This is a genomic window from Stenotrophomonas maltophilia group sp. Smal13 (assembly GCF_030236855.1).
Classification (GTDB): domain Bacteria; phylum Pseudomonadota; class Gammaproteobacteria; order Xanthomonadales; family Xanthomonadaceae; genus Stenotrophomonas; species Stenotrophomonas maltophilia_A.
Map to the genome: position 1 here is coordinate 1 of NZ_JASJSQ010000029.1, position 26,297 is coordinate 26,297.

At 66.6% G+C, this 26,297-nt stretch carries 22 protein-coding genes; 13 read left to right on the forward strand and 9 right to left on the reverse strand.

Annotation, left to right across the window (positions count from 1 at the left end; genetic code table 11):
- Window positions 1-123 precede the first annotated feature (123 nt).
- The 4 genes from QRO95_RS11745 to QRO95_RS11760 form a co-directional block, all read right to left on the reverse strand.
- Entirely contained in the window at window positions 124-687 is a 564-nt protein-coding gene (locus QRO95_RS11745; protein WP_285302618.1) for a TlpA disulfide reductase family protein, read from the reverse strand.
- A complete protein-coding gene (locus tag QRO95_RS11750; RefSeq protein WP_285302619.1) occupies window positions 684-3,065 on the reverse strand; it encodes a protein-disulfide reductase DsbD domain-containing protein in 2,382 nt (793 codons plus the stop codon). Before QRO95_RS11750 ends, QRO95_RS11745 begins: the two co-directional genes overlap by 4 nt.
- Window positions 3,062-3,400, reverse strand: coding sequence for a divalent-cation tolerance protein CutA (gene cutA / locus QRO95_RS11755; RefSeq protein ID WP_010481118.1), 339 nt, complete (start codon window positions 3,398-3,400; stop codon window positions 3,062-3,064). Before cutA ends, QRO95_RS11750 begins: the two co-directional genes overlap by 4 nt.
- Window positions 3,401-3,468: 68 nt before the next feature.
- The gene (locus QRO95_RS11760) at window positions 3,469-5,259 is read right to left on the reverse strand and encodes an endonuclease (protein ID WP_285302620.1); all 1,791 of its coding nucleotides are present in this window, start codon (window positions 5,257-5,259) and stop codon (window positions 3,469-3,471) included.
- A 357-nt stretch (window positions 5,260-5,616) separates the two neighbouring features.
- Here QRO95_RS11760 and QRO95_RS11765 point away from each other — a divergent pair, with 357 nt between their 5' ends.
- Window positions 5,617-5,904 (forward strand): co-chaperone GroES, encoded by a 288-nt coding sequence (locus QRO95_RS11765; RefSeq protein ID WP_006396661.1) that lies wholly within the window; start codon window positions 5,617-5,619, stop codon window positions 5,902-5,904.
- A gap of 81 nt (window positions 5,905-5,985) precedes the next feature.
- A complete protein-coding gene (gene groL, locus QRO95_RS11770; protein ID WP_014038666.1) occupies window positions 5,986-7,635 on the forward strand; it encodes a chaperonin GroEL in 1,650 nt (549 codons plus the stop codon).
- Window positions 7,636-7,723: 88 nt separating this feature from the next.
- Here groL and QRO95_RS11775 read toward each other — a convergent pair whose 3' ends face one another.
- Complete coding sequence (locus tag QRO95_RS11775) at window positions 7,724-8,647, reverse strand: LysR substrate-binding domain-containing protein (RefSeq protein WP_285302621.1); 924 nt, start codon at window positions 8,645-8,647, stop codon at window positions 7,724-7,726.
- Between the two features lie 245 nt (window positions 8,648-8,892).
- Here QRO95_RS11775 and QRO95_RS11780 point away from each other — a divergent pair, with 245 nt between their 5' ends.
- Both QRO95_RS11780 and QRO95_RS11785 read left to right on the forward strand, forming a co-directional pair.
- Entirely contained in the window at window positions 8,893-9,528 is a 636-nt protein-coding gene (locus QRO95_RS11780) for a glutathione S-transferase family protein (RefSeq protein ID WP_285302622.1), read from the forward strand.
- Window positions 9,529-9,541: 13 nt separating this feature from the next.
- A complete protein-coding gene (locus QRO95_RS11785; protein ID WP_285302623.1) occupies window positions 9,542-10,570 on the forward strand; it encodes an LLM class oxidoreductase in 1,029 nt (342 codons plus the stop codon).
- Window positions 10,571-10,595: 25 nt separating this feature from the next.
- Here the strand turns inward: QRO95_RS11785 and QRO95_RS11790 are convergent, their stop codons facing one another.
- Window positions 10,596-11,531 (reverse strand): retropepsin-like aspartic protease, encoded by a 936-nt coding sequence (locus QRO95_RS11790; protein ID WP_285302624.1) that lies wholly within the window; start codon window positions 11,529-11,531, stop codon window positions 10,596-10,598.
- Window positions 11,532-11,637: 106 nt separating this feature from the next.
- Here QRO95_RS11790 and QRO95_RS11795 point away from each other — a divergent pair, with 106 nt between their 5' ends.
- From QRO95_RS11795 to QRO95_RS11835, 9 genes are all read left to right on the forward strand, one after another.
- Window positions 11,638-12,345 (forward strand): response regulator transcription factor, encoded by a 708-nt coding sequence (locus tag QRO95_RS11795; RefSeq protein WP_285302625.1) that lies wholly within the window; start codon window positions 11,638-11,640, stop codon window positions 12,343-12,345.
- Between the two features lie 32 nt (window positions 12,346-12,377).
- A complete protein-coding gene (locus QRO95_RS11800; protein ID WP_285302639.1) occupies window positions 12,378-13,676 on the forward strand; it encodes a sensor histidine kinase KdpD in 1,299 nt (432 codons plus the stop codon).
- Window positions 13,677-13,748: 72 nt separating this feature from the next.
- The gene (locus QRO95_RS11805) at window positions 13,749-14,249 is read left to right on the forward strand and encodes a MarR family winged helix-turn-helix transcriptional regulator (RefSeq protein WP_285302626.1); all 501 of its coding nucleotides are present in this window, start codon (window positions 13,749-13,751) and stop codon (window positions 14,247-14,249) included.
- A complete protein-coding gene (locus QRO95_RS11810; RefSeq protein WP_285302627.1) occupies window positions 14,246-14,986 on the forward strand; it encodes a DNA alkylation repair protein in 741 nt (246 codons plus the stop codon). Before QRO95_RS11805 ends, QRO95_RS11810 begins: the two co-directional genes overlap by 4 nt.
- Before the next feature lie 63 nt (window positions 14,987-15,049).
- Window positions 15,050-15,388 carry a DUF6616 family protein gene (locus QRO95_RS11815; protein ID WP_049400985.1) on the forward strand — a complete coding sequence of 113 codons (339 nt, stop codon included), beginning with the start codon at window positions 15,050-15,052 and terminating at the stop codon, window positions 15,386-15,388.
- Window positions 15,389-15,500: 112 nt separating this feature from the next.
- Complete coding sequence (locus QRO95_RS11820; RefSeq protein ID WP_285302628.1) at window positions 15,501-15,758, forward strand: hypothetical protein; 258 nt, start codon at window positions 15,501-15,503, stop codon at window positions 15,756-15,758.
- Between the two features lie 72 nt (window positions 15,759-15,830).
- Window positions 15,831-16,787 (forward strand): hypothetical protein, encoded by a 957-nt coding sequence (locus QRO95_RS11825; RefSeq protein WP_180859884.1) that lies wholly within the window; start codon window positions 15,831-15,833, stop codon window positions 16,785-16,787.
- 275 nt (window positions 16,788-17,062) lie between these two features.
- Window positions 17,063-18,136 carry a 3-deoxy-7-phosphoheptulonate synthase gene (locus QRO95_RS11830; RefSeq protein WP_049423420.1) on the forward strand — a complete coding sequence of 358 codons (1,074 nt, stop codon included), beginning with the start codon at window positions 17,063-17,065 and terminating at the stop codon, window positions 18,134-18,136.
- 388 nt (window positions 18,137-18,524) lie between these two features.
- Entirely contained in the window at window positions 18,525-18,836 is a 312-nt protein-coding gene (locus QRO95_RS11835; RefSeq protein WP_080356512.1) for a DUF5076 domain-containing protein, read from the forward strand.
- A 43-nt stretch (window positions 18,837-18,879) separates the two neighbouring features.
- On the opposite strand, the gene QRO95_RS11840 is transcribed toward QRO95_RS11835, so the two are convergent.
- Genes QRO95_RS11840 through QRO95_RS11850 form a run of 3 tightly spaced genes read right to left on the reverse strand, consistent with a single transcriptional unit; the run spans window position 18,880 to window position 26,176 of the window.
- Window positions 18,880-21,939, reverse strand: coding sequence for an efflux RND transporter permease subunit (locus tag QRO95_RS11840; protein ID WP_285302629.1), 3,060 nt, complete (start codon window positions 21,937-21,939; stop codon window positions 18,880-18,882).
- Window positions 21,936-25,013, reverse strand: a complete 3,078-nt coding sequence (locus QRO95_RS11845; protein ID WP_285302630.1) for a multidrug efflux RND transporter permease subunit — start codon at window positions 25,011-25,013, stop codon at window positions 21,936-21,938. The genes QRO95_RS11840 and QRO95_RS11845 overlap by 4 nt, the downstream gene beginning before the upstream one ends.
- The gene (locus tag QRO95_RS11850; RefSeq protein WP_285302631.1) at window positions 25,010-26,176 is read right to left on the reverse strand and encodes an MdtA/MuxA family multidrug efflux RND transporter periplasmic adaptor subunit; all 1,167 of its coding nucleotides are present in this window, start codon (window positions 26,174-26,176) and stop codon (window positions 25,010-25,012) included. The genes QRO95_RS11845 and QRO95_RS11850 overlap by 4 nt, the downstream gene beginning before the upstream one ends.
- Window positions 26,177-26,297: the final 121 nt, after the last annotated feature.

Below are 26,297 nucleotides of genomic sequence, written 5' to 3' on the forward strand. Positions count from 1 at the left end.
TTGCAGCGTCCCCGCACTCCGATACCGTCCCGCCAACCCACGGAATGCCCGCTTTGGCTGTTGCCGTTGCCGTTGCGTTGCATTGAGCAGGGTGCAGGGCTGCAAGCCCTGCAAAAAACACCCTCACTTCACCCAGCTGTCGATCTCGCCGTGGGCGAACGGCCCCAGCTTCGCCTTCACCAGCCGGCCCTGTGCATCGAACAGCACGCTGTAGGGCAGCAGGCCCTGCGTATTGCCCAGCTGCACGCTGGCATCGCGTGGCCCGGGTGTCTCGATCACGATCGGGTAATCCACCGGTACCTGCTGCAGGAAGCGGCGCACGTCTTCCGGCGTATCCAATGCCAGGCCCAGCACCTGCACGCCTTCGCTGCCCTGGGTATGGGCAAAGCGTGCCAGCTCCGGCATCTCTTCCACGCAGGGGGCACACCAGCTGGCCCAGACGTTGATCAGCAGCGGGCGGCCGGCAGCGTGCTGGCGCAGGTCCAGCGGTCGGCCTTCAAGATCGGGCAGCGACAGCGCGGGCAGGCTGTCGCCGACCTGCAGGGCGGGTGCCACCGCCGCCACCGCAGGCGCCGCTGGCATGGCCTCAGGTGCAGCCGGCGCGGGAGCCAATCGATGCCCGGCCCACAGGCCGAGGCCGGCGGCCAGCACCGCTGTCCACAGCAGCGCTGGCCGTTGCCATTTCATCGTGCGGTGCGCAGCAGCGCTTCCTCGACCACCGCCTGGGTCAGCAGGGTCGGCAGCACGGTCGGCGGTGCGCCGGGGCCGTACACCACGTACAGCGGCACGCCCACGGCCTTGTGCTCTTCCAGGAACGTGGTGATCTGCGGATCGACGTTGGTGTAGTCACCGCGCATGTACACCGCGTTGGTGCGCTTGAGCAGTTCCTTGAACTCTGGGCGCGACAGCACGGCGCGCTCGTTGGCCTTGCAGCTCACGCACCAGTCGGCGGTCATGTTCACGAACACCACGCGGTTGTCGGCGCGCAGGCGATCCAGCAGCTGCGGCGAGTATTCGACCACGTTGTCAGTCGCCGCCTGTGCGGCACGCGCCGGCGCTGCCAGCTGGGTCACGCCCCAGGCAGGAACCAGTGCACCGATCGCCAGCAGAACGCCGAGCAGGGTGACGGCGCGCGAGCCGGTCCAGCGGTTGCGTTCAAACAGCCACAGACCGAAGGCCAGCAGCAGCAGGCCACCCAGCACCAGCGCCATGCCGTCCACGCCGCGCTGCTTGCCCAGCACCCACAGCAGCCACAGCACGGTGGCATACATCGGGAAGGCCAGCACGTGCTTGAGCGTTTCCATCCACGGGCCCGGCTTGGGCAGGCGGCGCGCCAGCGCCGGCACGAAGCCGATCAGCAGGAACGGCAGGGCCAGGCCCAGGCCGAGGAACAGGAACACGGTCATCGCCTTCAGCGGCGGGGCTATGAACGCGTAGGCAATCGCGCCGCCCATGAACGGGCCGACGCAGGCACTGCCGACCACGCAGGCCAGCGCACCGGTGAAGAAATCACCGGCCGGGCCACTGCGGCTGGCCAGCGACTGGCCGAGGTTGCCGATGCCGCCGCCCAGTGTGAACACGCCGGACAGGCTCAGGCCCACCGCGAACATGATGTAGGCCAGCGCCGCCACCACGCCCGGGTGCTGCAGCTGGAAGCCGATGCCGACGGCGTTGCCGATCGCGCGCAGGCCAACCATCAACGCACCGATCACCGCGAACGCGACCAAGACGCCCAGCGTGTACCAGAGGGCATGGCTGCGCGCGCGCTGCGGGCTTTCGCCACTCTGCGCCAGGCTCAGGACCTTCAGCGACAGGATCGGCAGCACGCAGGGCATCAGGTTCAGTACCAGGCCACCGGCCAGCGCCAGCAGCAGGACCCATACGAACGAACGGTCCGGATTCGGCGTGGTCACCGGCGGTCGCGTGCGCAGCGCGTTGTCACCCTGTGCATCGGCGGCGAACTCACTGCTGGCGGTGCCGTCACCTGCAGCAGGGGTCGTTGCATCCGTATTGGGCACGGTTGGCAGCAGGCGCAGCGGTGCGCCGTTGGCGGCTTCGCGTGGTGCGCCGTTGGCAGCGGGCAGCGGGCTGATCACCTCATTGCGCGGTGGCGCCTGGTCGGCACTGCTGCTGACCTTGCCGGCCGGAATGGACAGCTTCACCCGGCGGGTCATCGGCGGGTAGCAGATGCCATCGGTCTGGCAACCCTGGAAGGTCACCACCAGAGTGCTGTCGACCGCATCGGCGATGGAGCGGCGCAGCGGCAGCGGCACTTCCACCTGGTTGAAGTACACCGAGACATCGCCGAAGTGTTCGTCGCGATGCGACTGTGCGGCAGGCCAGCGCAGCTTGTCGGCCAGCACCCCGGTGCTGCCGTCCAGCTTCACCGAAGTGCGGTCGCGATACAGGTAGTAGCCCGGTGCCGGGCTGAAGCGCAGCAGCAGGGTATTGCCGTCGCTGGCGATGGCGTCGAAGCCGAACGCCTGCTCCGACGGCAGCGGCAGCGCCTGGCTGTTGCTGGCCGCCCCCGGCAGGCGCAGGCCGCCGCTGTTGCCGGCACCGGCCAGCGGGTTGTTGAACGGGCTTGCCGCACCGGTACGCGCGGCAGGCACCGCGGCCGCCGCACCGGCGCCCGGCAGGGTGACCTGCACCACGCGCTTCTGCGGCGGGTAGCAGACACCGGCATCGGCGCAGCCCTGGTAACGCACTTCCAGGCTGATGGTGCCGGCGGCGTCGGTCGGCGTGCCGGGCAGGGTGGCCTGCAGGCGTTCGCGATAGGTTTCGACTTCGCCGAAGAAATCGTCGTGGTGCTTGTCGCCCTTGGGCATCTGCAGCGCGCCGGCATTGAAGGCCGGGTCGGCCTTGACGCTGGTGCGGTGGCGATACAGGTAATAGCCCGGTGCGATCTTGAACTGCAGTTGCACCTGGCCACGCTCGGCGGCGGTCGCGGTCAGTGCGAACGCCTGGTCCACCGGCAGCAGGTCTTTCTCATCCAGGGCGAACGCCGGCAGCGAGAGCCACAACAGGGCGCACAAGGCGGCGCCACGCGCAAACAGAGTCTTCAATCAGTGTCCTCCCGGGTCTGTGCCCGGATCCAGTCCAGATACGCCGGCAGGCCGGCCCGGGTTTCGACCGCAATGCACTCCGGGAGTTCATACGGATGCAGTTCGACGATCCGGGCAATCGCGTCATCGACGCGACTCGCGGTGGTCTTCACCAGCAGCTGCAGCTCGGCGTCGGTGGTCACCTCGCCCTGCCAGCGGTAGGTCGACTGCGCGCCATCGAGGCGGGTCACGCACGCGGCCAGGCGCTCGCCGACCAGCGCGTGCGCGATGCGCTCGGCACTGGCCCGGTCCGGGCAGGTGGTCAACAGCAGCAGGACGGGATCGACGGTCGACATGACCGTCGAGTATAGGGCCGCCGCCGGGTCAGGGCCCGGCGGCGGCAGTGGACCGCTGCGTTGCGCGGTCAGTTGGCCAGCTGGCAGGAGGCCGGCTTGGCCGAGGTGAACAGGCCCGGGGTCGCCCACTCGGGGTGGTCGATGAACGGGTTGCGGTTGCCCTGGAAGCTGTAGATCACGTCGTTGCGGGCACGCTCGGCATCATCCGGCGGATCGGACAGGTGCCAGTCGATCAGCGTCGAGAGCAGGCCCATGTAGGCCGGCGAACTGCTGGTCTTGACGATCCTGCTGCGGTCGTCGGTCAGCTCCAGGTCCGGCTCGGACTGGCCGGTGGCCGCATCCTTGCCGCCCTCGTAGCGGATCGCCATGTACATCACCGCACGCGCCATGTCGCCCTTGCGCTTGCCCCACACCTCGAAGGTGCCGGTGTTGCCGTCCGGCGTGCGCACCCAGTTGGAATTGCCCGGGTAGCCGCCGCTGCCGCCGCCCTGGCCGTTGTTGGCCTCGGTGGCGCGTTCGCCGCAGTTGGCGTCGCACTTGCCGAACGGCTTGTTGCCACGGTCGGCGTTCCACTGCGCGTCGGTCAGGTACAGCATGTGGGTGTCGGTGTACGGCGCGTACGGCAGGCCCTTGTCGCCGATGGTGCTGGCAAAGCCCAGCGAGTTCGGCCAGGTGTGCTCGCGGTTGTACTTCAGGCCGCCGCCGCTGCCGGCGCGATCGGTCACCTTGGCGTAGCTGCGGTTGCGGTACGCATCCAGGATCCTGCCGCTGTTGTTCGGATCCTCGTCGGCGATCTCCAGGATGGTCCAGGTGCTGGTGTCCGAGCCGCTATACGGGTAGGCGGTGTGGCCCTTGATGGTGGCGTGCAGCGAGCAGCGCAGCTGGCTGGGGCTGCTGGTGTTGACCTTGGAGTAGTAACCGGCCGGCACGCCCGGGTTGCCCGGGTCCGGATTGCCGCCGGTGCTGGCCACGGTGAAGGCGATGCGGCTGTCGGCGGCGGGGTGCGCCCCCTGCAGGTCGGTGATGCGCGCGGCGCGGATGTCGAAGCGGCAGGCTTCACCGGCCACCAGCGCGGTGTTGGTGGACAGCTTCACGCTGCGGCCGCTGGCCGGGTAGGTCAGCGGCACGCTGCCGGAGGTGCCGCAGCTCAGGGCGAAGGCGCCGCTGGCCAGGTTCACCGTCTCGCTGAACACCACTTCCAGGTCGGCCGCGGCCGGGAAGGTGCTGCTGCCCTGCGCTGGGGTGGTGGTGGACACTGACGGCGGCGTGTTCGGGCCTGGGGTGCCGCCACCGCTGAAGGTCTGGCCGTTGTTGCAGTTGCCGAATGTCTGCTTGGCCGATTCGGCCCAGGTGAAGTGGGCGTACTGGCTGCCGCTGCCGGTCAGCTGCAGCGAGGTGCCCGGGGCCGTGCTGTTGGTCTCGGCCACCGGAATGTTCTGGCTGGTCATGCCGGCGGCAGGGCCACCGGAGGCGGTGATGGCGCCCTCGTAGCTGAGGAACTGCACCACCTTGCCGCTGGCATCGACCAGGGCGATGCCGTCGTTCGGGCCGTTCTGCAGGCCGTTGGTCGGGTAGCTGACCACGGCCAGGGTGGCGCTGCCGCAACCCGCGGCGGTGCCGGCCGGGACCGGATTGTTGGCGTAGACCGTGGCGGCCGAAGGATTGCTGCCGTTGTAGAGATAGAGGCGGTAGCCGGACAGGTCCTCGCCCGCGGTAGCGACCACTTCGATGGCTTCGCCGACGTCACCGGCGGCGGTGCTGTCGTCGTAGTGCAGTTCGTTGATGAAGACCTCGGCCTGGGCCGGCGCGGCGGCCAGCGCCAGCAGGCAGGCGGCGGCAAGCGGGGACAGCAATCGCATCGACTACTCCTTGTGATTGGGAATGCGCGGCCGAGCCTAAGGCCGATCCAGTGACACTTTGTCGTAAATGAACGTCAGATATCTGACAGTGCGACGCGAGTCACCAAAAGTCGAGGATTCCAGAGACAGGGTTGCCGCGTTGCACCGGCATCCAGGCCTTCACATGGGCGCAGATCGAGTGGGCCCGGGGCAGTGAAATTTTTTCCGCGAGCGGCCTTGAAAGGTCCGGGGCCAGCTCCATCTCTGTCCTGCTCCCGATTCATCGGGCTTTTTCGCGAGCAATGCTGGCAGTCACCTGGGGTGAGTGCTAACATCGCCAGACTTTTTCAGACCAATCAATAACTTAAGAGGTCTCTCATGAGCATCAAGCCGCTGCACGACCGCGTTGTGGTCAAGCCGATCGAAGCCGACGAAATCTCCGCCGGTGGCATCGTCATTCCGGATTCGGCCAAGGAAAAGTCCACCAAGGGTGAAGTCGTGGCCGTCGGCCCGGGCAAGCCGCTGGACAACGGCAGCGTGCGCGCGCCGTCGCTGAAGGTCGGCGACAAGGTCATCTACGGCCAGTACGCCGGCAGCTCGTACAAGAGCGAAGGCGTCGAGTACAAGGTCCTGCGCGAAGACGACGTGCTCGCCGTCATCGGCTGAGCCTCGGCGCGACCTGTTTCAACCTGATCCCCAAATCCCAGCCGCCGGGCATCGTCCGGCGCTACCAATGAGGTAATTGCAATGGCTGCCAAGGATATTCGTTTCGGTGAAGACGCCCGTTCGCGCATGGTGCGCGGCGTCAACGTTCTCGCCAATGCCGTCAAGGCCACCCTGGGCCCGAAGGGCCGCAACGTCGTGCTGGAAAAGAGCTTCGGCGCGCCGACCATCACCAAGGACGGCGTCTCCGTCGCCAAGGAAATCGAACTGGCTGACAAGTTCGAGAACATGGGTGCGCAGATGGTGAAGGAAGTTGCTTCCCGCACCAACGACGACGCTGGCGACGGCACCACCACCGCCACCGTGCTGGCCCAGGCCCTGATCCGCGAAGGCGCCAAGGCTGTTGCCGCCGGCATGAACCCGATGGACCTCAAGCGTGGTATCGACAAGGCCGTCGTGGCCGCCGTTGCCGAGCTGAAGACCATCTCCAAGCCGACCGCCGACGACAAGGCGATTGCCCAGGTCGGTACCATCTCGGCCAACTCGGACGAGTCGATCGGCCAGATCATCGCTGACGCGATGAAGGAAGTCGGCAAGGAAGGCGTGATCACCGTTGAAGAAGGCTCGGGCCTGGACAACGAGCTGGACGTGGTCAAGGGCATGCAGTTCGACCGCGGCTACCTGTCCCCGTACTTCATCAACAACCAGCAGTCGCAGACCGCTGACCTGGATGACCCGTTCATCCTGCTGCACGACAAGAAGATCTCCAACGTCCGTGACCTGCTGCCGGTGCTGGAAGGCGTCGCCAAGGCCGGCAAGCCGCTGCTGATCGTGGCCGAAGAAGTCGAAGGCGAAGCGCTGGCGACCCTGGTGGTCAACACCATCCGTGGCATCGTCAAGGTCGTGGCCGTCAAGGCGCCGGGCTTCGGCGACCGTCGCAAGGCGATGCTGGAAGACATGGCCGTGCTGACCGGCGGCACCGTGATCTCCGAAGAAGTGGGCCTGTCGCTGGAAAAGGCCACCATCAAGGACCTGGGCCGCGCCAAGAAGGTGCAGGTCTCCAAGGAAAACACCACCATCATCGATGGCGTGGGTGACAAGGCTGCCGTCGACGCACGCGTCGGCCAGATCAAGACCCAGATCCAGGACACCTCCTCGGATTACGACCGCGAGAAGCTGCAGGAACGCGTGGCCAAGCTGGCCGGTGGCGTTGCCGTGATCAAGGTCGGTGCTTCGACCGAAATCGAAATGAAGGAAAAGAAGGATCGCGTCGACGACGCCCTGCACGCTACCCGTGCAGCCGTTGAAGAAGGCGTGGTCCCGGGCGGCGGCGTGGCCCTGGTCCGTGCGGTCACCGCACTGGCCGGCCTGAAGGGTGCCAACGAAGACCAGAACCACGGCATCCAGATCGCCCTGCGCGCGATGGAAGCCCCGCTGCGCGAAATCGTGGCCAACGCCGGTGAAGAACCGTCGGTCATCATCAACAAGGTCAAGGAAGGCACCGGCAGCTTCGGCTACAACGCCGCCACCGGCGAGTTCGGCGACATGCTGCAGTTCGGCATCCTGGACCCGACCAAGGTGACCCGTTCGGCGCTGCAGAACGCGGCCTCGATCGCTGGCCTGATGATCACCACCGAAGCCATGGTTGCCGAAGCTCCGAAGAAGGACGAGCCGGCCATGGGTGGCGCCGGTGGCATGGGCGGCATGGGCGGCATGGGTGGCATGGACTTCTAAGTCCCCACGTTCGCCCCGCAATGAAAAACCCCGCCGCAAGGCGGGGTTTTTTTGTGGCCGGCTGCAATGGCATCGCTTTCCGAGCGGCTCATCCTGCGTCCTGCAGGGTGTGTGTGCCTGCTGCCTGCGGCGTCATCAGTGCTGCATGCAACCAGGTCATGAAAGCAGGTATCGCCGCGTTGGCCTCGCCGTCCGCACGCGTCACCGCGTAGTAGGCGAAGGCCTGTGGCCAGGGCTGGTCGATCACCACCTGCAGCCGGCCATTGGCGAGTTCTTCGGCCGCGTGGATGTCGCGCACCAGGGCGATGCCTTGCCCGGCCACCGCCGCGCGGATCAGCAACAGGTCGTCATCGAACGCAGGGCCGCGCTCCAGTCGTTCATCGCCGGGCAGATCCAGTGCCTGGAACCACAGCCGCCAGTCGCTGCGGTCGGCGTCCTGCAGCAGCGGCAGCTGCAGGCAATCCTGCACTGTACCCACGGCAGGCGTGCTGGCCAGCAGCGCAGGGCTGGCCACCGGCAGCAGTACCGGTGCCATCAGGTGCTCGGCATGCAGGCCAGGGTAGCGGCCCAGACCATGACGGATCGCGATGTCCACCCCCTCGCGGCGCAGGTCGACCAACGCCGCGCTCGAGTCCAGCTGCACGTCCACCTGCGGATGCAACGCACTGAACCCGCCCAGTCGCGGCGCCAACCACTGTGCGGCGAAGCTCGGTGCCGCGCTGATGCGTAGCGTGCACCGTGTTTCCCAGCGTTCGAGTGTCTGCAGGCTCTGTGCGATCTGGTCGAAGGCCTGCAGCAGCTCCGGATACACACGCGCGCCGGCTGCACTGAGCACCACGCCATGCCGGGTGCGGTCGAACAGGCTCACGCCCAGCCGCTCCTGCAGCTGTCGAAGCTGCTGGCTGATTGCACCAGGTGTCACCCCCATCGCATCTGCGGCGGCGGTCAGGCTGCCATGTCGGCCGGTTTCAACGAAGGCCCGCAGGCCCAGCAGCGGCAGCACCGCACCCATCTCAACTCTCCTGTAACCGCGTCGGCACGCGCCGCGCTGCGACAGCATATCGACCGCACTGCAGGCTGTCGCGCGCGCGTCGCGCACGTTGAGCCCCGCTCAACTCCCCGTGCAGGAGACATCGTTTCCCCGCGACGCAGGCCTTTCCTAGACTGCCTGCACGGCTGCTGCAGCGCCCGTTCCCGCATCGCCCGGCCACCTTCAACGGCCGATGCATGCCGTCGCTCCCTGCGTCCAGGATTCCCATGAACGAACCTTCGCTGCACCTGTACTCCGACAGTTCTCCCAATGGCTTCAAGGCCACCATCGCACTGGAAGAACTGGGTCTTCCCTATCACCTTCACCACGTCCACATCGCCGATGGTGAACATCGCCATCCCGACTTCCTGCGGCTCAACCCGCATGGCCGCATTCCCGTGCTGGAAGATCGCGCGCGCGGCATCGTTGTCTTCGAGTCGGCGGCGATCCTGATGTACCTGGCCGAACAGGGCAATGCGTTGCTGCCTTCCGAACCGGCTGCGCGCTGGGAGACGCTGACCTGGCTGATGTTCCATGCCGCCAGCGTCGGCCCGATCCTCGGCCAGCGCGTGCACTTCGAGCGTTTCGCACAACAGCCCGATTCCGCGGCAATCGAACGCTACCGCCGCCTGAGCGACGACCTGTTCGGCGTACTCGACCAGCGTCTGCAGGGACGCGAGTGGTTGGCTGGCGATCACTACTCGATTGCCGACATCGCCCACTTCGGCTGGCTGCACATCGCCCGCATCATCGACATCGATTTCTCGCGGCATCGCCATCTGGATGCGTGGTACGCGCGGGTTGCAGCACGCCCTGCGGTACAGCGCGGCGTGCAGCTGCCCGAACCGGCCACCGGACCGTAAGGAGGCGATGCTGATGAATGATTCCCTTGCGATGCCGGGCGTATCGGCGCCCGCCTTTGCCACGCACCCGGGCTACCAGCGCATGTTCCGCGCCGACGCGCTGACCCTGGGCATCTACCTGCCGCTGCGCTTCTACCAGGGCGACATGGCCGTGCTGCAGGGCCAGGCGCGGCTGGTGGAGGAGATCGACCGCCATGGCTTCGCTGCGGTATGGGTGCGTGACGTACCGCTGTTCGATCCGTTGTTCGGCGATGCGGGGCAGCTGTTCGATCCATTCACCTACCTTGCGTGGCTGGCAGCGCGCACACAGCGCGTGGCCCTGGCCACCGGCAGCGTGGTGCTGCCCCTGCGCCACCCGATCGATCTGGCCAAAGCGGCGGCGTCGATCGATCAGCTGTCTGGTGGGCGGCTGGTGATGGGTGTGGCGTCCGGTGATCGCCCGCTGGAATTCCCGGCCTATGGACTGGAGCACGCGGCGCGCGGAGAACGTTTCGCTACCGCAATGAACGAGATGCGCCGTTGGCTGCAGCCGGGCACGGATGGGCGGATGACACATGCCGGGGCCGAGCAGGGTGTGCAGTTGCTGCCGCCCACAGTCAGTGGTCGCGTTCCGCTGGTTGTCACCGGCGGTGCGCGCCAGTCGCTGGAGTGGATCGGCCAGCATGCCGATGGCTGGCTGACCTATCCCGAGGCCACCCACGACGCCGCCGGCCCGCAGCGGCTGGCCGCGAAGATCCGTGCCTGGCGCACGCTGATCCCGGAGGGGGGCTTCCGTCCGCACATGACCAACGAGTGGATCGACCTGGTGGATGACCCGGATCATCCACGCACGCCGCTGCAAGGGGGCTATACCCTGCGCACCGGCCGCAAGGGCCTGATCGATCTGCTGCAGGCCTGGCAGCGGGCCGGCGTCAACCATGCCGCGCTGGGCATCCAGTTCGCCGAGCGGCCTGCCGGCGAGGTGCTGCAGGAGCTGGCCGAAGAAGTGCTGCCCTTGTTCCCGTCGCACCCGGGGCCGGCGCCGCAGGCGATGGACTGGTAGCACGTTCGCAGGCGCCGGCCGCTGCTCAGTTGGCCGGCCGACGCAGGCAGATCCGTGCGGCGCCGGCACCGATGTCCACCTGGCCGCCGCGCATTGCATCGGCACCGAGGATCAGCGCCGGCGGTGCCTCCAGGCCAATGGCCTTGAATACCGGCAGCTCGCTGATCCGTACTTCCATCTGGGGATGTCGCCAGCCAGCGCTGGTCATGCTGGGCAGGGTGTACAGCCAGGTGGCCTGCCTTCCGCCACCCAGGCCTTCAGTGCCTTTCCCGCGAACACGCACGCGCTGGTCGCTGCCGTCGGTGCGCACGCCCAATGCGCGTGCGGCTTCGGCATTGAGCACGGTCTGCGCCGCGCCGGTATCGACCACGGCGATGGCTTCCACACCGGCATCACCCAGTGCCACCGTGATGAAACCGAAGTGGCGCAATCCAGCCTTGCGATCCGGCAGTGCGTTGGCCTGGCACCCGTTTCCATCCAGCGCGAGCCGGCCCGGGGTCCACAGCGCGAGCTCATTGCGGCCGAAGTCCCAGCGGGTATCCCAGCGTCCGGTCAGGTCATTGCCGACCAGGCCATCAATGACCGCCTCATCATCCTTCGCCAACGAGGACAGATCGGCCTGAACGCCACTGGCCTGCAGCTGCCAGCTGCCCAGCCGCCAGGACGTGGTGCGCATCCGTCGCAGCTGGGCCGCCTTCGCACTGGCGCCTTGCGCATGCGACACCGCCGCATCGGCGTCTTCCAGACCATAGCGCCGGGCCACGCGGTCATCCACCAGGGTCGCACCGGCTGCACTGTCGACCACGAAGCGCAACGGCTCCGCACGCCCGTCCAGCGAGACGGCCACGGCCGGATGCCCGCCCTGCATCCACATCGGCAGCACGTGTTCGGGGGCATCGCCTGCCAGCGCAGGCAGCGGGAGGGCAAGCAGGGGAAGCAGGGGAAGCAGGGTGAGGCGCAAGGGGCATCTCCGTAGTGATCGATGACGACCATTGGCGCGCCCTGGCGTATCGCGGGAATATCGGCGCTGATACCGTCCTGATACACAACGGCCCGATACTGACCCCATGAACGCTCCCGCCCGGGTCATCGTTGTCGATGACGACGCCAGCATCCGTGATGCCATCGCCGACTGCCTGCAGCTGCATGGCTACGATGTGCGGGTGGCGGGCGGTGCGGCGGCGTTGGATGTGCTGCTGCAGGCCGAGCGCCCGGACGTGATCATCCTCGACTGGATGATGCCCGGCGAGGATGGCCTGTCGGTCTGCCGCCGGCTGCAGGCGCGGGCGATCCCGATCCTGATGCTGTCGGCGATGGGCAGCGCGCCGGACCGGGTGGTCGGTCTGGAGATGGGGGCAGACGACTACCTGGCCAAACCGTTTGATCCGCGTGAGCTGCTGGCACGGGTGCGGGCGCTGTTGCGCCGCCAGCACAAGCTGCGTGAGCAGGTGGCCAACGAGCTGCGCTTTTCTGGATGGCGGTTGCTTCCTGGGCAGCGCCGCCTGATCACGCCGGATGGCGCTGAGCTGGCCTTGAGCCGTGGTGAATTTTCCCTGCTGCTGGTGCTGGCCGAGCGCCCCGGGCGGGTGCTCGGCCGCGAGCAGTTGCTGCAGCTGATGCACGGCGAACCCAGCGACAGCGTTGATCGTGCCATTGATCTGGCGATCAGCCGATTGCGCCGCAAGCTGGGACACGCAGTGCCCGGCGCTGAAACCCTGGTGCAGACACTGCGCGGGGAAGGCTATCGCTTCGGTACCGAGGTCCAGGTGCTGTGAATACCCGCTGGTCCACTGCGCGCTGGATCGCGGTGCTGGCCCTGGCCAGCCTGTTGCTGGCCACCCTGGTCAGCCTCGCGGTGGTGGGCTGGATGCCACGCCCCGCGCCGCCGCCGATGCGGTTGGACCAGGCCACGCAGGTGCTGCGGGGGGAACAGACGCCGGCGTCGCTGGGCTTGCATCTGGCGGCGCAGGCAGCGCCGCCTCAAGGCAGCGCCAGCGATTGGCTTACGCAGCTGGCGGCGCTGCAGCTGGGCTCGCCGGTGGAGGATGTTCGGCTGGTATGGAGTGGACAAGGCAAGGCGCCCGATGTGCAGATCATCGAAGGTGGCGCGGTGCTGGATGCCACGGCGCGGGCCGGCGTACTGAAGGCGCAGTCAGCAGTGCTGACCGCCATGCAATGGCCGCCGTTCGAACTGGGCGTGCGCCAGGCCGATGGCCGTTGGCGGGTGGTGGGCAGCGATCACAGCGATCTGGCGGCCTGGCGCCGCCAGGTGGTGCTTGCCCTGCTGGGCGGTGCCGTACTGCTGGCGCCGTTGGCAGCATGGGCGTCAATCCGCTTGGGGCGCCCGTTGCGACGCTTGGCCGAAGCCAGTGCACGTGTGGATCTGCAGGCCGATACACCCTTGCCGGATGACGGCCCGCGCGAAGTGCAGGTGCTGGCTGCGGCGATCAGCGCGGGTCGTGGGCGGCTGCGCGAACAGGCACAGGACATGACCCGCATGCTGGCTGCTGTAGCGCACGACCTGCGCACGCCGCTGACCGGCCTGCGCCTGCGTGCGGAGTTCGCACCACCGGCACAGGCCGCACGGATGGTGGCCGACATCGAACGCATGGATACGATGATCGAGCAGGTGCTCGACTACGCACGCGGCGAACTGCAACCGCTGGAGTTGCGGCAGCTTGACCTGGCGGCGTTGCTGGAAGAGTGCGTGCAGAGTGCTCTCCTGCGCGGCATCGAAATATCCGCCGAGGGACCGGACGTGCTGCCTTGGCAGGGCGATGCGCTCCTGCTGCGGCGGGCGATCGACAACCTCATCGACAACGCCGCTCGCTATGCCGGCGCAGTGGAACTGCGGGTCGCGGTGGTGGGGCGCAGGGCGCAGCTGGATGTGATGGACCGCGGACCGGGCATCGCCGAGGGCGACCGTGTACGCCTGCTGCAACCGTTCCAGCGCAGCGAGAGTTCGCGCAGTCGCGCCACCGGCGGAGCGGGACTTGGGCTGGCAGTGGCGGCCAACGTGGCACGGCGGCATGCAGGTGAACTGCAGCTGCTGCAGCGTGATGGCGGTGGATTGATCGCCCGCCTGCTGCTGGGGACGGCTCCCTGACAGCACGTACGGATTGACGCGGCACCGCTCTTTCGATTTATGATTAGGCGCCTAATCATATCGGTATGGATGATGATCGAAGCCAAGCACCATGCCCTGATGGATGAGGCGAAGCGACGCGGCCACGCCAACGTCGCGCAGCTGCACCTGTGCTTCCAGCTGCTGTCGTTGTCGTCGTCCATCGACCACGATTGCGCCACCCGGCTGGCGCCACACGGGCTCAGTGAGGGTCGCTTCATCGTGCTGTTCCTGCTGCATGGGGCCGGTGGCACGCTACCGCCCCACGAGCTGGCCGAACGCGCAGGCGTCACCCGCGCCACCATCAGCGGCCTGCTCGATGGCCTGCAGCGCGAAGAACTGCTGCAGCGTCGCAGCGATGCTGAGGATGGCCGTCGCCTGCAGATCGTATTGACCGCACGGGGAAAACGCTTGGCCGAGACACTGTTTGACCAGCACACACAGTGGATCGGTGGCCTGTTCAATGGTCTGGATACCGATGAACAGCAGCAGCTGTCGCGGTTGCTGCACAAGGTCTGGCAGCACACCGATGCTGGACGAGAGTCTGCAGCATGAGCCCGGCGATTGCGGCGCAACGCCTGCATGAACTCAACACCGGTCGCGTTGCCACCACCCATCTGGCCGAATGCCTGGCAGTGGATTTCGCCGCGTTGCTGCAGGTGGTGGCGCCTGAGCTTGCACCGGAAGCGCTGCAACGCATGCGGGATGCCTCAGGCAAGGGCATCACGCTGCGCATGGCCTTGGCCGCGCAACTGCTGCGTGAGGCGGGGCAGGGTGCGCCTGAGTTCTGGCAGGATCACAGCTCCGATACCGTGCGTGGCTGGGCCTGCTATCTGGTCGGCAGCGATGCCCGCGCAACGTTGGCAGAGAAGCTGCAGCAGATGCGCACGCTGGCCGATGACCCACACTTCGGTGTGCGCGAATGGGCGTGGCTGGCGCTACGCACGGACATCGTTGCCGCGTCGATGCAGGCGCTTGAGTACCTGCAACCCTGGACACAGGAAACATCGCCGTACCTGCGCCGCTTTGCCTGTGAAGCGCTGCGCCCACGCGGTGTCTGGGCCACGCATATCGCACTGTTCAAGCAGCATCCGGAACTTGCATTATCCATGTTGGAAGCACTGGCTGACGACCCGGAACGCTATGTGCAGGATTCGGTCGGCAACTGGCTCAATGACGCCGGCAAGACTCAGCCGCAGTGGCTGCGCGAGCTGTGCACGCGTTGGCAGCACGAGTGCCACAGCGACGCCAACGCCTACATCCGCAAACGCGCATTGCGCTCGTTCCGGTAGTGCCGGCCGCTGGCCGGCAACCCCGCAACCCCGCAACCTCGTAAACCTCAAGGAAGAACCACCATGTCGCACACCTTCATCGAGCTCTACACCGCCACACCTGCCTGGACCGCACTCCCGCCCGAGCAGCGGAATGCCTTCTTCGCCCGTATTGGCGCCGGCATGCAGCAGTTCGATCCAGCCCGCATCACGCCGCTGGCGATGGGCCGCATTGCCACGGACGTACCGCACGGCAGCGATGAGCAGTTCTATGCGGTCTGGCGCTGTGCAAGCCGCGAGGAGGTCGATGCGCTGGTGGCCGGCATCGCCGCGACCGGCTGGCATGCGTACTTCACCACCACCCATGCGGTAGGCGCGATGGACAGCATGGCCCAGCACCTGGCCGACCTGGCCGCCCTGTAGCGGGGCGGCAGACGCCGGCAGATCCCGGGCCTCGGCATGGGAGGCACATGCGCCTGTCACCTAGACACGGTAAACAGTGCATTGCCCATGTCCATCCGCAGGGAAGTCGATCATGCAGAGCACGCTCCAGGTCACGCTGTTCGGCCCTCTTGGCGACAGCCCGGCGTTGCAGTTGCCGGGCCTGGAGGGGCCGTCGGTGGCCATCCCGGAATCGGCCCTGCGGCGGTTGGTTTCCGACCTCTACACCGCGCGTTCCCTGCTCAACCCCGAGCAGCTGGACGAAGCCCGGCAGGAACTGGATCGCGTGCTGGAGCGCTGGGCCGACATCCATGAGGGCCTGCTGCTGGACGTGGAAGTGCATCGCAGGTAGAGGGCTCTATGACGTTGAGTCGCTTGGGGGCGGGGCAGACCAAGCCAACTAGGCCGTGCAGCAACGGTCCTGATGCGTCGCAGCATGGATCGCGGGGGAGATGCGCACGCTTTTTCGGATTCATTGCATGGATGGGCAGACTCTCGACAGCCGATCATGTCAAGTCAATCTTTAGCGATTCACACCATGCAAATGTTTCCAGACAGCAGGATTCGCCTGCTGAATTCGAACGCCATTTCGGTCGTCGACGCCCGGGCTATTCTCGAACGCGATGGAAGTCGTATTGCGCTAATGGCCATTGAGACCATTGAAACAAACTTCGAGCCAGATCCGGCTGAAGATAGAACAACAGCACGGATGCTTGAGGAGATCGTCGAGACAGCTGGAGACTCGGAAGGTGCAATAGCATTGCGGCGCATCCGAGAACGGATACTCGCATCCACAACAGATCCAGTGCCGGAACCACCGTTGGCATTCAGTACGATGGACGGCTTCACATTTGATGAGGATGTGCGTTCGGATTGGGACACCGATTGCCTGATTATTGAAGGCGATCTGAACGTGGGAGGTACGTTGCATCTCAATGATCTGGACGAGCTCAGGTGTGTAGTCGTACTTGGAAGCGTGACCACTGAAAATTTCATCTGTGGTGGTTGGGTTTTCGTCCGTGACAATTTGACCTGCAAGCACATATACGCATCTTCACTCAATGATGGCGGCCTCTTTGTTGGGGGCAACGTGCAGGTTGATACCCTTCTTGAGACAGGCCAGTACGTGCATGTTGCGGGGAACTTCGAAGCGAGCTACCTGGCGACGGTGCAAAATGAGATCGAAGTAGATGGTGAGGTACGCTGCCCTGACTTTGCACTCCGCTCGGATCGAGATCGTTTGCCTCTCTGGGTGGATCCTCGACTGATCAAGCAGCATCACGGAGAGGACGATGAGGGGCGGCCGTATCAGTACTGGTACCCGGACGGCTATGACGAGCGCATCTTGGCGGGAGGCAGTCCAGTGAAGGGTGAGGGCTGAACGACTGTACGCGTGGCTGTCCCCTGTGCCTGAACCGCGTCCCCAGTTGCGGATGAAACATTTTGCACTGCGCAAAAGCTGTGCTATCAATAGATCCCATGAACGCAGCCCCCACCAGCTTTTACTGGTATTACTTTCCGAAGCCACTGGCGGAGGAAGGACTGCGCTCACCCTGAAGAAAGCTTCAGACGCATTCCCGAAAGCCGCCAGCGAACCTGGCGGCTTTTTTCATGCCGCCACGCTGGGGACCCCCAACGTTCCGGAGATCTCCTGCAATGCCCCCGCACACCGACGACCTGCGTATCCGCACCATCGAACCGCTGACACCGCCCGCCCAGCTGCTGGCGATGCTGCCCTGTGACGATGAAGCTTCCGACACCGTCAGCGCCTCGCGCGCGGCCCTGCACCAGATCCTGCATGGCCGTGACGACCGCCTGGCGGTGGTGGTTGGCCCGTGCTCGATCCACGACCCGAACGCCGCCATCGAGTACGCCCAGCGCCTGAAGCCGCTGCGTGACGCGCTGGCCGGAGAACTTGAAATCGTCATGCGCGTGTACTTCGAGAAGCCGCGCACCACGGTGGGCTGGAAGGGCCTGATCAACGACCCGGACCTGGACGGCAGCTTCAGGATCGACAAGGGCCTGCGCATCGCCCGCGGCCTGCTGCGCGACATCAACAAACTCGGCCTGCCGGCCGGTGTCGAATTCCTCGACGTGATCTCGCCGCAGTACATCGCCGACCTGGTGGCATGGGGCGCGATCGGGGCACGCACTACCGAAAGCCAGGTGCATCGCGAGCTGGCGTCGGGGCTGTCGTGCCCGGTCGGCTTCAAGAACGGCACCGATGGCAACGTGAAGATTGCGGCCGATGCCGTGGGTGCGGCATCCAACCCGCATCACTTCCTGTCGGTCACCAAGCAGGGTGGCACCGCCATCGTGTCGACCACCGGCAACCCGGACTGCCATGTGATCCTGCGCGGCGGCAAGCAGCCGAACTACGACGCCGGCAGTGTCGCCGAGGCCTGCCAGGTGCTGGCCAAGGCCAAGCTGCCGACGCGTCTGATGATCGACGCCAGCCATGCCAACAGCCTGAAGAACCCGGAGAACCAGCCGAAGGTGATCGACGACATCGCCGTTCAGCTGGAAGACGGCGAACAGCGCATCGTTGGCGTGATGATCGAGAGCCATCTGGTCGGTGGTCGCCAGGAACTGGTGGAAGGCCAGCCGCTGGTCTATGGGCAGAGCATCACCGATGGCTGCATCGACTGGGACACCACCGTGACGGTGCTGGAGCGACTGGCTGCGGCCGTGCGCGCCCGTCGCGACGTGAAGGTGTCCGAAGCAGCTTGATGGAAGCCGCCTGAGTGCGGCACGTGTGTGGATGGCGGCCAGCGCCTGCGGGGGTGCGGCCGCGATCAGGGCCGGTCGGAGTTGGAGACCGGCCCATCTGCACCGGCGATGCGCCTGGCGCTGCGCATGAGCGACAGCGCCAGGTACATCGCCGGGGTGGCAGTAGATCCACGCCATGCGTGGACGATTCGCCGTCCCCGGCAATGACGGCTACGACCCGCTGGAGGCCACATTTGTCGCGGGCCCGTCGGGTCGCACCCGGCACGCCAAGTGGTCCAGTCCGCACAGTGCGATGATCCGCCTTGGACTCTACTCAAGGTCCGCAGTAGATCCACGCCATGCATGGATGTGGGCCACAATGCGATCACTTCTCCTTGCGGCTGCCGCCATGAAAGAACTGATCATCCCTGAAGCTGCCCAACGCGACGAATCTTCGGTCGAGATGATTCGCGTGTGGATCGCTGAGCGCGGGCTGCATGCATCATTGAAAGTGGGGCTGTACGAGGATCGCCCCGACATCCGCGAAGAACGTGCCTGGGGGCGAATTCTTGCCGACGTTGCCCAGCACGTCGCCGACGCGCTGGTGACCAGTGAGGGCATGGACCGTGACGTGGTGGTCGAGGCCATCAAGGCAGCCTTCAACGAGGAGCTGCAGGCGCCATCCAGCGGCCGGTCCGGCGGGTTCGTCGTGCGGCATTGACGGTAGATCCACGCCACGCGTGGATGAATTCCCCGCCCCACATTCACCGCTTCGCCCGAATCCTCGCCAAGGCCAGATACATCGCCGGGGTCGTGTACAGCGTCAGCCACTGGCTGACCAGCAAGCCGCCGACAATCGCAATGCCCAGCGGTTGCCGCAGCTCCCAGCCTTCGCCGTTGGCCAGCATCAGCGGCAGCGTGCCGAGCAGCGCCGCCAGCGAGGTCATCAGGATCGGCCGCAGGCGCAACCGCGCGGCTTCCATCACTGAATCCTGCGCGCTCAGCCCGCGCCGCTCGCCGGCCAGCGCGAAATCCACCAGCAGGATGGTGTTCTTCATCACCACGCCCACCAGCAGGAACAGGCCGAGCAGGGCGATCAGGTTCAGTTCGTTGCCGAACAGCCACAGCGCCAGCAGCGCGCCGACACCGGCCGAAGGCAGGGTGGACAGGATCACCAGCGGCTGCAGGAAGCTCTCGTAGAGGATGCCCAGCACCAGGTAGACCGCCAGCGTGGCGCCCAGCACCAGCCATAGCTGGCGCGCGCGCAGCTGATCCAGCCCGCCGGCTTCACCGGACAGTTTTCCCTGGACCGAACGCGGCAGCATCAGTTTCGACATCGCACCTTCAATCGCCTGCGTGGCCTGTTCCAGTCCCACCCCCGGTGCCAGCGCGAACTCGATCCAGATGGAGGCGAACTGCTCGCTGTGGTACACCCGGTCCGGTGCCATGCCATAGCGCCAGCTGGCGATGCTCGACAGCGGAATGCGCTGGCCGTTGCCATCGATCACCTGCAGTCGTGACAGCGTGCCCGGGTCCTGGGTGTGCTTCGGGTCCAGCTCCATCACCACGCGGTACTGGTTGAGGCTGTCGTACAGCGTGGCGACCTGGCGCTGGCTGAAGGAGTTGTTGAGCATGTTGGCCACCGTGCGCAGGTCCACGCCGTGGCGCGCGGCTGCTTCGCGGTCGATATCCAGCACCACCTGGCGCATGCCTGCTTCTCCCTGTGCTTCCACGTCCACCAGTTCGGGCAGGCCACGCAGCGCGGCAGCCACCTTCGGCGCCCATTCGCGCAGTGGTGCTGTATCGGCCGACAGCAGCTGGAACTCGTACTTGCCGCTGCTGCCGGCGCCCTCCAGGCGGATGTCCTGGTCCACCCACAGATAGAGATTGCCGCCGGGCAGCTTGGGCAGCCGCGCGCGCAGGCGGTCGATCACCTGTTGGCTGGACACCTTGCGCTCGGCCAGCGGCTTCATCTTGATCATGATGAAGGCGTTGTTGACCCCGTTGCTGCCACCGATGTAGCCGATGATGTCCTCGATGGCCGGATCGGACAGCAACAGCTTCCTGTACGCATCGATCTTCGGTTGCATGGCCTGGAAGGACAGGCCGTCATCGCCGCGCGCGAAGCCGCGCAGCTGCGCGGTGTCCTGCTTGGGCACGATGCCCTTGGGCACCTGCTGGAACAGCCACGTGTTAAGCGCGATGACTGCAACGAAGGCCAGCAACGGCCAGCGCAGCCGGCGCAGGCTGGCCTGAAGCGTGCGCAGGTAGGCGCTGCGCACACGTTCGAACAGCGCATTGCTGCCCCGCTGCCAGCGCGAGGGTTGCTGCGCGGCATCCACGAACAATCGTGCACACAGCATCGGCACCAGGCTCAGCGCGACCAGCACGGAGACCGTCATGGCCGCCACCAGGGTCAACGAGAATTCGCGGAACAGGCGTTCGACGAAGTCGTCCAGGAACAGGATGGAGACGAACACCACGGCCAGTGCAACGTTCATCGACAGCAGCGTGGCACCGACTTCCGATGCACCCCGTACTGCCGCCTGCCAGCGGTCGGCGCCCAGTTCGCGATGGCGGGCGATGTTCTCCAGCACCACGATGGCATCGTCCACCACCAGCACGGCGGCGACGATCAGCGCCATCAATGAAAGCGTATTGAGTGAGAAGCCCATCAGCGCGATCAGCGCCAGCGTGCCGAACAGCACCACCGGAATCGCCACGCTGGGCACCAACGCTGCACGCCAGTGGCCGAGGAAGCCGAGCACCACCAGCACCACCAGCACGATCGCCAGCACCAGCGTGAGCTCTGCTTCGTGCAGGGTGGCGCGGATCACCGGCGAGCGGTCCATCACCAGCCGCATGTCCACGCTGGAGGGCAACAGCGCATGCAGTTGCGGTAGCTGCGCCTGGATGGCATCAACGGTGGCGATGATGTTGGCGCCGGGTTGGCGGCTGACGATCAGCAGCACGGCGGGGCGTTCGTTGTGGAAGCCGCTGGCGTAACGGTCTTCCACGCCATCGGCAACGGCGGCGACATCGCCCAGCCGCAGCGTGCGGTCGTCGCTGACCTTCAATGCCAGTTCGCGGTACTGCGCGGCCTGGCGCAGCTGCAGCGGCGCTTCCAGCTGCCACTGCTGGCGGTCATCGCCCACGGCACCCAGCGGGCGCATGGCGTTGGCGCGGCCGATGGCCTGGGCCACGTCCTCCAGTGCCAGGCCTGCATGGTTCAGTGCATTCGGGTCCAGCGATACACGCACGGCGGGCAAGGCGCTGCCGCCCACCTGCACTTCGCCCACGCCCGGCACCTGCGACAGCTTCTGCGCCAGCACGGTGGAGGCCAGGTCATACAGCTGGCCTGGCGAACGCGTGTCCGAGGTCAGTGCCAGCGCCAGGATCGGTGCCTGTGAGGGATTGACCTTGCGGTACTGCGGCATGCCGGGCATGCCACTGGGCAACTGCCCGCGTGCAAGATTGATGGCGGCCTGCACTTCACGCGCTGCCTCATCGATGTCGCGGCCGAGTACGAACTTCAGTTCGATCTGGGTCTGGCCCTGGGTGCTGGCCGAGTCGATGCGTGAGATGCCGGGCAGGCTGCCCAGTGCGCGCTCCAGCGGCGTGGCGACGGTGGCTGCCATCGACTCGGGCGAGGCGCCGGGCAGGCTGGCACTGACTTCAATGGCCGGGTAATCGACCTGTGGCAGCGGCGCCACCGGCAACAGGCGCAATGCCAGCAGGCCGGCCAGCACCAGCGCCACCGCCAGCAGGATCGTCGCTACCGGGCGCTGCACGCAGGCCTGCGCCAGGCGCGCGATGGGGGTCACGCGCTCGCCTCGTCAACGGCCACCGGGGACGTCGCACGGCCACGCTGCAGGCGATCAAAGGCCAGGTAGATCACCGGCGTGGTGAACAGGGTCAGTACCTGGCTGACCAGCAGCCCCCCCACCATCACCCAGCCCAGTGGCTGCCGCAGCTCGGCGCCGGAACCGCTGGCCAGCATCAGCGGCACTGCGCCGAACAGCGCGGCCAGCGTGGTCATCAGGATCGGCCGGAAACGCAGCAGCGCGGCCTGATGGATCGCCTCGCGCGGTGACATGCCGCGTGTGCGCTGCGCGTCCAGCGCGAAGTCGATCATCATGATCGCGTTCTTCTTCACCAGGCCGATCAGCAGCACGATGCCGATCACCGCGATCAGGTCCAGGCTGCGTCCGCTTACCCACAGTGCCGCCAACGCACCGACGGTGGCCGAGGGCAGGGTGGAGAGGATGGTGATGGGGTGGATGAAGCTCTCGTAGAGCACGCCCAGCACGATGTACATCACCACCACCGCGGCCAGGATCAGCCACAGTGTGGACGACAGCGAGCTGCTGAAGGCCGCTGCGGCACCCTGCAGGCGAAGTTCGATGCTCTGCGGCAGGTTCACCTGTGCGCGCGCGGCGTGCACAGCCTCCACCGCTTCGCCCAGCGAAGCGCCCGGGGCAAGGTTGAACGACAGCGTGGCCGCCGGGAACTGGCCCACGTGATTGCGTAGCAGGGTGGTCGGGCCCAGATCCACGCGTGCCACCGCACCCAGCGGCACGGTCTGCCCACTGCTGCTGCGCACACGCAGGCCCGTGATCGCCTCCGGCCCGGGCTGTCGTAAAGGATCGGCCTCCAGCACCACCCGGTACTGGCTGGCCTGGGTGAAGATGGTCGAAATCTGGCGCTGCCCATAGGCGTCGTACAGCGCATCGGCTACCGCTTCCACGCTTACGCCCAGGCGCGCCGCCGCATCGCGGTCGATCGCTACGCGTGCCTGCCGCCCCTGCATCTGCAGATCACTGGCGACATCGCGCAGTGCTGGTTGCTGGCGTAGCGCCTGCAGCAGCTTCGGGGTCCAGCGTTCCAGTGTTTCAAGATCCGGCGTGGTCAGGGTGAACTGGTACTGGGTGCGGCTGATGCGGTCTTCGATGCCCAGCTCCTGTACCGGCTGCAGGTACAGGGTGATGCCGGGGATCTTCGACACGCGCTGTTGCAGGCGCGCCATCACCACGGCGGCGCCATCGCGGTCGCCGTGCGGTTTCAGCTCGATCAGCAGGCGGCCGGTATTGAGCGTGGCATTGTTGCCGTCCACGCCGATGTAGGACGAGACGCTGGCCACCGCCTCGTCGGCTTCGATGGCCGCCGCCAGCGCCTGCTGGCGCTCGCGCATCGCCTGGAATGAGATCGCCTGCGGCGCTTCGCTGATGCCCTGCACCAGGCCGGCATCCTGCACCGGGAAGAAACCCTTGGGCACGGCGAAGTACAGCGCCACGGTCAGTGCGAGGGTGGCAACGGTGGCCAGCAGCATCAGCGGCTGGCGCTGCAGCACCCAGCGCAGCTGGCGGTCGTAGAGGCCGATGACGCGGTCGAAGACATCGGGCGCATGTGCAGTCTTCGCGTGCGGCTTCAGGAACCGCGCGCACAGCATCGGCGTCAGCGTCAGCGAGACCACCAGCGAAATGCCGATGGCTACAGCCAGTGTCACTGCGAACTCATGGAACAGTGCACCCACCAGGTCGGCCATGAACAGCAGCGGGATCAGCACCGCGATCAGCGAAACAGTCAGCGACACCAGGGTGAAGCCGATCTCGGCTGCGCCTTTCAGCGCTGCATCGCGGGGGCTTTCGCCTTCCTCCAGATGGCGGGCGATGTTCTCCAGCATCACGATGGCATCGTCCACCACGAAGCCGGTGGCGATGGTCAGCGCCATCAGGGTGAGGTTGTTGAGCGAATAGCCGGCCAGCAGCATCACCGCGAAGGTGCCGATGAGCGACAGCGGCACCGCGACGCTGGGAATGAGCGTGGCCGGCAGATTGCGCAGGAACACCCAGGTGACCAGCACCACCAGGCCGATGGCCAGTACCAGTTCTTTCTGCACGCCGCGCACCGACGCGCGGATCGATTCGGTGCGGTCGCTCAGTACATTCATCTGCACGCCGGCGGGCAGCGTGGCCTGCAGCTGCGGCAGCAGCGTACGCACCTGCTCGACCACGGCGATCACGTTGGCGCCGGGCTGGCGCTGGATGTTCACCAGCACTGCCGGCGTGGTACCGCTCCACGCAGCCAACTGGCGGTTCTCGGCGCCATCGGTAATGGTGGCTACATCGCCCAGCCGCAGCGGCGCGCCGTCGCGCCAGGCCAGTATCAGGGCACGGTACTCATCCACGCTGCGCATCTGATCGTTGGCATCGAGCATCACCGCGCGGATCGGGCCATCGAAACTGCCCTTGGGCAGGTTGACGTTGGCGGCGGCGATGGCGGTGCGGATGTGGTCCATGCCCAGGTTGTTGGCGGCCAGCGCCGCTGGATTGACCTGGATGCGCACCGCCGGGCGCTGGCCACCGGCCAGGCTGACCAGGCCGACGCCGGGCAACTGCGCCAGGCGCTGGGCGATGCGCGTATCCACCAGATCGTGCACCTGCGGCAGCGACAGGCCTTGCGAGGTCACCGCCAAGGTCAGGATGGGGGTGTCGGCCGGGTTGACCTTGCGGTACACCGGCGGCACCGGCAGGTCCCCGGGCAGGAAGCTGCCCGCCGCGTTGATGGCGGCCTGCACGTCCTGCTCGGCCACACCCAGCGACACCTCCAGCCCGAACTGCAGGGTAATGACCGAGGCGCCACCGGAACTGGTCGACGACAGTTGTTTCAGGCCGGGAATCTGGCCGAGCTGGCGCTCCAGCGGTGCGGTGATGGTGCGTGTGGTCAGTTCGGGGCTGGCCCCCGGATACAGCGTGGTGATCTGGATGATCGGGTAATCGACCTGCGGCAGCGCCGCCACCGGCAGCAGGCGATAGGCCAGCACGCCGGACAGCAGCAGCGCCACCATCAGGAGAGTCGTTGCGACCGGGCGCAGGATGAACGGGCGCGAGAGGTTCATGCGCCGGCCTTGGTCGCGGCCTCCTCGGTGATGATCTCCACCGCCGTGCCGTCTTCCAGCCCGTCGATGCCTTCGATCACCACCTTGTCCCCTGCGGCCAGCCCGGAGCGCACGGCCACGCGCCCATCATCGGCCGGACCGAGCACCACGGTGCGGCGCTGTGCCTTGCTGTCCTTGTCGACGATATGCACGTAGTTGCCCTGGCTGCCGAACTGCACGGCGGCATCGGGAATCAGCAGCGCGGGCTGCTCGCCCAGCTGCAGGCGGACGTTGACGAACTGGTTGGGGAACAGCGCCAGATCGTGGTTGTCGAAGTGCGCACGCAGTTTCAACGTGCCGGTGGTGGTATCGATGCGGTTGTCGACGCTGGACAGCGAGCCGCGGGCCAGCTGCCGGCGTTCTTCGCGGTCCCAGGTTTCCACCGCCAGTGCCGGTTGCGCCTGCACGGCATCGAGCAGCGCAGGCAGCTCGGGTTCGGGCACGGTGAACAGCACGCTGATCGGCGCGGTCTGCGCCAGCGTCACCAGGCCTTCGGCATCGCTGGCGCGCACCAGGTTGCCCACGTCCAACCGGCGCAAGCCGACGCGGCCACTGACCGGTGCGGTGATGCGGGTGTACTGCAGCTGCAGGCGCGCTTCGTCAACAGACGCCTGATCGCTGACCCGCCGACCCTGCAGCTGGCGCACCTTGCTCTGCTGGTCGCTCAGTTCCTGCCCGGACACGTAGTTCTGCTTCTGCAGTTCGCGGTAGCGCTGCAGCTGGCGCTCGGCGTTTTCCAGCTCGGCCAGATTCTGCTGCTGGGTACCCTGCGCCTGTGCCAGCTTCACTTCATACGGGCGCGGGTCGATCTGCGCCAGCAGATCGCCGGCCTTCACCTGCTGGCCTTCCTGGAAATGCAGCCGCAGCAGTTCGCCATCCACGCGGCTGCGTACCACCACGCTGTGCAGCGGGGTGACCGTACCGACCGCCTTCAGGCGCAGCACCAGCGGCTCGGCGCTGGCGCGTGCCACGCGTACCGGCACCGTCTTGCCCGGCGCATCGTCGCTGCTGCCGGCACCATTCCGGGGCCACAGCCACCACGCCAGAAGGGCGGCGAGGGCGATGGCCAGCACCGCCCACAACAGGCGGGCACGACGGAAGCGGGAATTTTCGGCGACAGACATGGGGCATCCTGCGCCCTGCGCGCGCAGGGACATGCGGGCCCGTCGGCGCGTTCACGGCACCACGGGCAGCGGGGAGGGAGTTGTCTGGCGGGGCCGCGGGCGCGGCGTGGCTGGATGCCGT

Coding starts and splice junctions, on each gene's coding strand:
- QRO95_RS11745 (WP_285302618.1), bottom strand. CDS start 687: ATGAAATGGCAACGGCCAGCGCTGCTGTGGACAGCGGTGCTGGCCGCC.
- cutA (WP_010481118.1), bottom strand. CDS start 3,400: ATGTCGACCGTCGATCCCGTCCTGCTGCTGTTGACCACCTGCCCGGAC.
- QRO95_RS11760 (WP_285302620.1), bottom strand. CDS start 5,259: ATGCGATTGCTGTCCCCGCTTGCCGCCGCCTGCCTGCTGGCGCTGGCC.
- QRO95_RS11765 (WP_006396661.1), top strand. CDS start 5,617: ATGAGCATCAAGCCGCTGCACGACCGCGTTGTGGTCAAGCCGATCGAA.
- groL (WP_014038666.1), top strand. CDS start 5,986: ATGGCTGCCAAGGATATTCGTTTCGGTGAAGACGCCCGTTCGCGCATG.
- QRO95_RS11775 (WP_285302621.1), bottom strand. CDS start 8,647: ATGGGTGCGGTGCTGCCGCTGCTGGGCCTGCGGGCCTTCGTTGAAACC.
- QRO95_RS11780 (WP_285302622.1), top strand. CDS start 8,893: ATGAACGAACCTTCGCTGCACCTGTACTCCGACAGTTCTCCCAATGGC.
- QRO95_RS11785 (WP_285302623.1), top strand. CDS start 9,542: ATGAATGATTCCCTTGCGATGCCGGGCGTATCGGCGCCCGCCTTTGCC.
- QRO95_RS11795 (WP_285302625.1), top strand. CDS start 11,638: ATGAACGCTCCCGCCCGGGTCATCGTTGTCGATGACGACGCCAGCATC.
- QRO95_RS11805 (WP_285302626.1), top strand. CDS start 13,749: ATGATCGAAGCCAAGCACCATGCCCTGATGGATGAGGCGAAGCGACGC.
- QRO95_RS11810 (WP_285302627.1), top strand. CDS start 14,246: ATGAGCCCGGCGATTGCGGCGCAACGCCTGCATGAACTCAACACCGGT.
- QRO95_RS11815 (WP_049400985.1), top strand. CDS start 15,050: ATGTCGCACACCTTCATCGAGCTCTACACCGCCACACCTGCCTGGACC.
- QRO95_RS11820 (WP_285302628.1), top strand. CDS start 15,501: ATGCAGAGCACGCTCCAGGTCACGCTGTTCGGCCCTCTTGGCGACAGC.
- QRO95_RS11825 (WP_180859884.1), top strand. CDS start 15,831: ATGCGTCGCAGCATGGATCGCGGGGGAGATGCGCACGCTTTTTCGGAT.
- QRO95_RS11830 (WP_049423420.1), top strand. CDS start 17,063: ATGCCCCCGCACACCGACGACCTGCGTATCCGCACCATCGAACCGCTG.
- QRO95_RS11835 (WP_080356512.1), top strand. CDS start 18,525: ATGAAAGAACTGATCATCCCTGAAGCTGCCCAACGCGACGAATCTTCG.
- QRO95_RS11845 (WP_285302630.1), bottom strand. CDS start 25,013: ATGAACCTCTCGCGCCCGTTCATCCTGCGCCCGGTCGCAACGACTCTC.
- QRO95_RS11850 (WP_285302631.1), bottom strand. CDS start 26,176: ATGTCTGTCGCCGAAAATTCCCGCTTCCGTCGTGCCCGCCTGTTGTGG.